The sequence below is a fragment of the Streptomyces zinciresistens K42 genome, from assembly GCF_000225525.1.
Classification (GTDB): domain Bacteria; phylum Actinomycetota; class Actinomycetes; order Streptomycetales; family Streptomycetaceae; genus Streptomyces; species Streptomyces zinciresistens.
In genome coordinates, this window is the sequence record NZ_AGBF01000327.1 from 1 (window position 1) to 4,457 (window position 4,457).

General features: G+C 71.7%; 2 protein-coding genes, 1 tRNA gene and 1 pseudogene. 2 read left to right on the top strand and 2 right to left on the bottom strand.

The genetic code is table 11. The annotated features are described in order from the left end of the window. A pseudogene (locus SZN_RS35575) lies at nt 1-196 on the bottom strand (SPFH domain-containing protein); the annotation flags it as partial. 149 nt (nt 197-345) lie between these two features. Beyond that, a complete protein-coding gene (locus SZN_RS35580) occupies nt 346-1,899 on the bottom strand; it encodes a peptidoglycan-binding protein (RefSeq protein ID WP_043734925.1) in 1,554 nt (517 codons plus the stop codon). Nucleotides 1,900-2,082: 183 nt separating this feature from the next. Here SZN_RS35580 and SZN_RS35585 point away from each other — a divergent pair. Then, nucleotides 2,083-2,156: transfer RNA gene (locus SZN_RS35585), tRNA-Lys, on the top strand. A gap of 482 nt (nt 2,157-2,638) precedes the next feature. After that, on the top strand, nt 2,639-4,457 hold a 1,819-nt coding region (locus SZN_RS35590), incomplete at its 3' end, for a glycosyltransferase family 2 protein (protein ID WP_007505090.1).

The window sequence follows — 4,457 nt, forward strand, 5'->3', positions numbered from 1 at the left end:
CCGTACCCCGCCGGCGCGCCACCACGGTCGGCGTGAGCGGCACCGCCCCCGGGCCGGGATCGTCGCGGAACAGCAGATGGACGGGGATCTCCGTGGTCGCCTCGTTCCGGATCAGCCGGCCGGGCCGGGCGGGCCCCTCGGCCGGCCGTCCCGCGAGCCCCTCGGGTTCGGGCGTGTGAGAAGTGGTCGTGGTCATGCGGTGCCTCCAGCCTCCGCGCCAGATGCGTCACAGCGAGGTCGTCACAGCAAGGTCGTTCACCCGGTGGTGCGCCGGGCGCTCCCGGCCGGGCGAGGCCGCCCCGGCCCCGCACCCGGTGTCGTCACAGCCCCCGCACCCCGGTGTCGTCACCGCCCCCTCGGCGCCGGGGCGAACAGCCGCCGCCAGGTCTCCGGGCCAGGAGACCCGTCCGCCGCCCCGCCCCGCCAGCCCTGGGCGCGCTGGAACGCCGCCACGGCACGGCGGTCCGCCTCCGCCCAGCGCGGACCCGGACCGTCGCGGTGGTACCGCCCGAAGCCCCGGCTGATCAGCTGCCGTCCGAGCGCGGTGACATGGGCGTTCTCGGCGCCGGGCCGGAACAGCGCGCGCCCCGGGTAGCCGGGCACGCCGTGCGACGCCGGACGCGCCGGGGGACGGGTTCCGACGGGTACGACGTCCCGGCCCGTGCCCGTGGCCAGCAGCCGCCAGGTCGCGGGCCCCGGGCGGCCGTCCGCGTCCCGGCCGCGCCAGCCCTGGGCGAGCTGGAACGCCCGGGTGGCTCTGCGGTCGGCGTCCGTCCAGCGCGGGCCGGGACCGGAGAGGTAGTGGTGCCCGGCGCCGCGCTCGACGAGCATCCGCCCCAGCCGGGCGACATGCCTGTTGTGGGCCCCCGGCCCGAAGTACGCGGGACCCGGGTACGGCTCCGGCCGCGCGGTCCGCGCCCCGGCCGTCCGCGGCGCGTCCGGCTCCACCGCGTCCGTCCCCGGCGCGTCCGGCTCCGCACGGGCCGCCCCCGGTTCCTCCGCGACCGGTTTCCTCCCGACCGGCTCTTCCGTTCCCGCTTCCGTTCTCGCTTCCGTTCTCGCTTCCGTTCCCGCTTCCGTTCCCGCTTCCGTTCTCGCTTCCGTTCCCGCTTCGTTCGTGACGGTTTCCGTCTTGCCCGTTCCGGAAGTGACCGGTTTCTTTTCCGCCGGACCGAACGCGAGTCCTTTGTAGCGGTAGGCGACAAAGCGCTCGGAATTGCTCCAGTAGGCGTACGGCGTGGTCTGCCGGCGGGTGCGCGGCGGGGTCTGCTCGTAGGCGGCATAGGCGGTCTGCGCGGAATCCGTCCAGCCGCCGAAAACGACGGCGTGCGGACCCTTCCGCGGATCGGCAGGATTGTGGAACAGCAGAATGTCCCCGGGCCCGAGGTCCTTCTTAGCGATGCGCACGCCGTACTTCCCGAGACTTCCGGTCCCCTCGTTCCCCGGCAGGTTCCAGGCCATCGAGACGAATCCCGGGCAGTCCCGCCGGTATCCGTCCGACCGGAACGCGTACAGGCTGTACGGCATTTTGGCCGCGACCCGTTTCGCGGCCCGCTCGATGATCCGGGCGCGCGTGGTCGCGGGGGTCGTGCCCCGGTCGGCGGGCCGGGCCGGACCGCCGACGGAACCGTGTGTCGGGGCCGCACCCGCCTGCCCTGCCCCAGGCACCTCACCTGCGAGAACGGACGGCCGGCCGGAGGCGGCGGGTGGGGCGGCGGCCGCGGTGTACCCGGCGGCGGGACCGGTGGCGGCGGCCGCGGCGACGACCAGCGCCCGGCGGGCCGCCGGATGGCGGCCGCCCGTGGAATGCGGCAGGACGCGTCGCCAGTGGGCGCACCCCGGGCAGTCGCAGTCACGCGCCGGATCGAATTCCTCGAACACCGGCGTCCGAGTTTCCATGCGATTCCCTTCACACTCCGGACGGAACGGCTTGCGGCCGTGCACCCCGCCAGTTTCTCAACTGTCGTCCGGACACGCATGTTGACGGTCCGAATGGTTTACGGCGAGGCGGGCCCGCCCGTGAATCCCCTGGTCGTGGTCGGGAGCACCGCCGCGGGTCCGGTAGAGTTGTGCCGTCGGCAGGCGCCGCTAGCTCAGTTGGTTAGAGCAGCTGACTCTTAATCAGCGGGTCCGGGGTTCGAGTCCCTGGCGGCGCACGATGACCATGGCGAGTCACGACCGGAAACAAGACGGTCATGACTCGCCATCGTCATGTCTCCGGTGTGTTCACCCGGATACTCTCTGCTCCATGGCAGCCCGTGACCTCCACGAGCGGATCAAAAAGCTCGTCGTCGACCGCCGGCCGGCCTCCGGGGCCCCGGCGCCGGCGGAGCCCGAGCCGACGGGACGTCCGGACGCCGGCCCGCGACGCGGGGCCGGCTGCCCACGCCGCCGCGCACACACGGCAGTCGCGGGCGGCGAGCCGGTCGCCGGTGCCGCCGGGACGCAAGGGCCCCGCGCGGGGACCGTACCGAAAGATCCCGATGCGACCGGAAGGTCGCGTTTCTGTGTCCATGGACCGGAATCGGTGGTGACCGCGGCTCGCCGCTGATACGCCTGTGACGGTCTAGGGGGACCGGCACGGCCGTTGTACAAGACCGAACAGACACGCGGTGACCCGCGTGTGGGGGGATTACTCATGACGTCGACGCCGTCAGGCGCCCGGCAGGACCTCGACCCGTCCGAGACGACACGGCTCAGGGTCCCGAACCACCGGACCGGAGCCTTCCGCAGCATCAGGAAGACACTTCCGAAGTACGACTACGAGCACTACAGCAGGCTGGCCGGGCCCCTCACGCAGCCCGACCCGGGCCGGCCGTACCGGGTGCAGTACCGCTCACTGATCTCGCAGGAGCCGCACCGCGTCCGGGTCGCCCTGATGCTGGCCGCGGCCCCGGTGCTCTCGCTGGTGCTGCTGTTCTGGCTGCTCCAGCCCGAGCACTGGACCGAGCGGGACTACCCGGCCTTCGGCTGGCTGCCGGCGCTCGACGTCGTGATGCTCGTGTCGATCGGCCTGATCGAGTTCTTCCGCTGCATGAACGTGCTGTCCAACGCGCACGCCACGCTCGTCGCCCGCGACCCGGTGCCGGTGGTGCCGGAGACCGGCACCAGAGTCGCCTTCCTCACCTCCTTCGTGCCCGGCAAGGAGCCGCTGGAGATGGTGACGAAGACACTGGAGGCTGCCGTGCGGCTCCGCCACCGGGGCCTGCTGCACGTGTGGCTGCTGGACGAGGGCGACGACGCGGAGGTCAAGGAGGTCTGCCGGCGGCTCGACGTGCACCACTTCTCCCGCAAGGGCGTCGCGAAGTGGAACCGGCCCAAGGGCCCGCACCGCGCCAGGACCAAGCACGGCAACTACAACGCCTGGCTCGACGCGCACGGCGACGACTACGACTTCTTCGCCTCCGTCGACACCGACCACGTGCCGCTGCCGAACTACCTGGAGCGGATGCTCGGCTTCTTCCGCGACCCGGACGTCGGCTTCGTCATCGGCCCCCAGGTGTACGGCAATTACGACAACTTCGTCACCAAGGCCGCCGAGTCGCAGCAGTTCCTCTTCCACGCGCTGATCCAGCGCGCCGGCAACCGCTACGGCGCCCCGATGTTCGTGGGCACCTCCAACGCCGTGCGCATCACGGCGCTCCGGCAGATCGGCGGACTGTACGACTCGATCACCGAGGACATGGCGACCGGCTTCGAGATCCACCGCCACAGGAACCCGGCCACGGGCGCGAAGTGGCGCTCGGTCTACACACCGGACGTGCTCGCCGTCGGTGAGGGCCCGAGCGCCTGGACGGACTTCTTCACCCAGCAGATGCGCTGGTCGCGCGGGACGTACGAGACGATCCTCAAGCAGTACTGGAAGGGCTGGTACTCGCTGCCGCCGGGCAAGCTCCTCAACTACACGATGATGATCGTCTTCTACCCGATGTCCGCCCTCAACTGGATTCTGGCCGCGGTGAGTTGCGCGCTGTTCCTGGGACTGGGGGCCTCGGGCGTCAACATCGACCCGGCGGTCTGGCTGATGCTCTACGGCAACGCCTCGGCCCTCCAGATCGGCCTGTACGTCTGGAACCGCCGGCACAACGTCTCGCCGCACGAGCCCGAGGGCTCCGGCGGGGTGGCCGGCATGGTGATGTCCGCGCTGTCGGCGCCGCTGTACGCGAAGGCGCTGGTGGACTCGGTGCTGCGGCGCAAGAGCTCGTTCGTGGTGACCCCGAAGGGCGACTCCGCCAGCCCCGACCGGTGGTTCGGCACCTTCCGGTACCACTGGTACTTCATCGCGCTCTTCGGCGCATCGATCACCGCGGGCTTCGTGTACGGCAACGCACACCCCGCGATGGTCGTCTGGGCCGGCTTCGCCCTGCTGATCACGGCGACACCGGTCATCGCGTGGCGCTGGACGCTGCGCCGGGACAGCAAGAGGTCCGCCGCCCCGGCGCCCCGGCGCGAGGGGC

Coding starts and splice junctions, on each gene's coding strand:
- SZN_RS35580 (WP_043734925.1), bottom strand. CDS start 1,899: ATGGAAACTCGGACGCCGGTGTTCGAGGAATTCGATCCGGCGCGTGAC.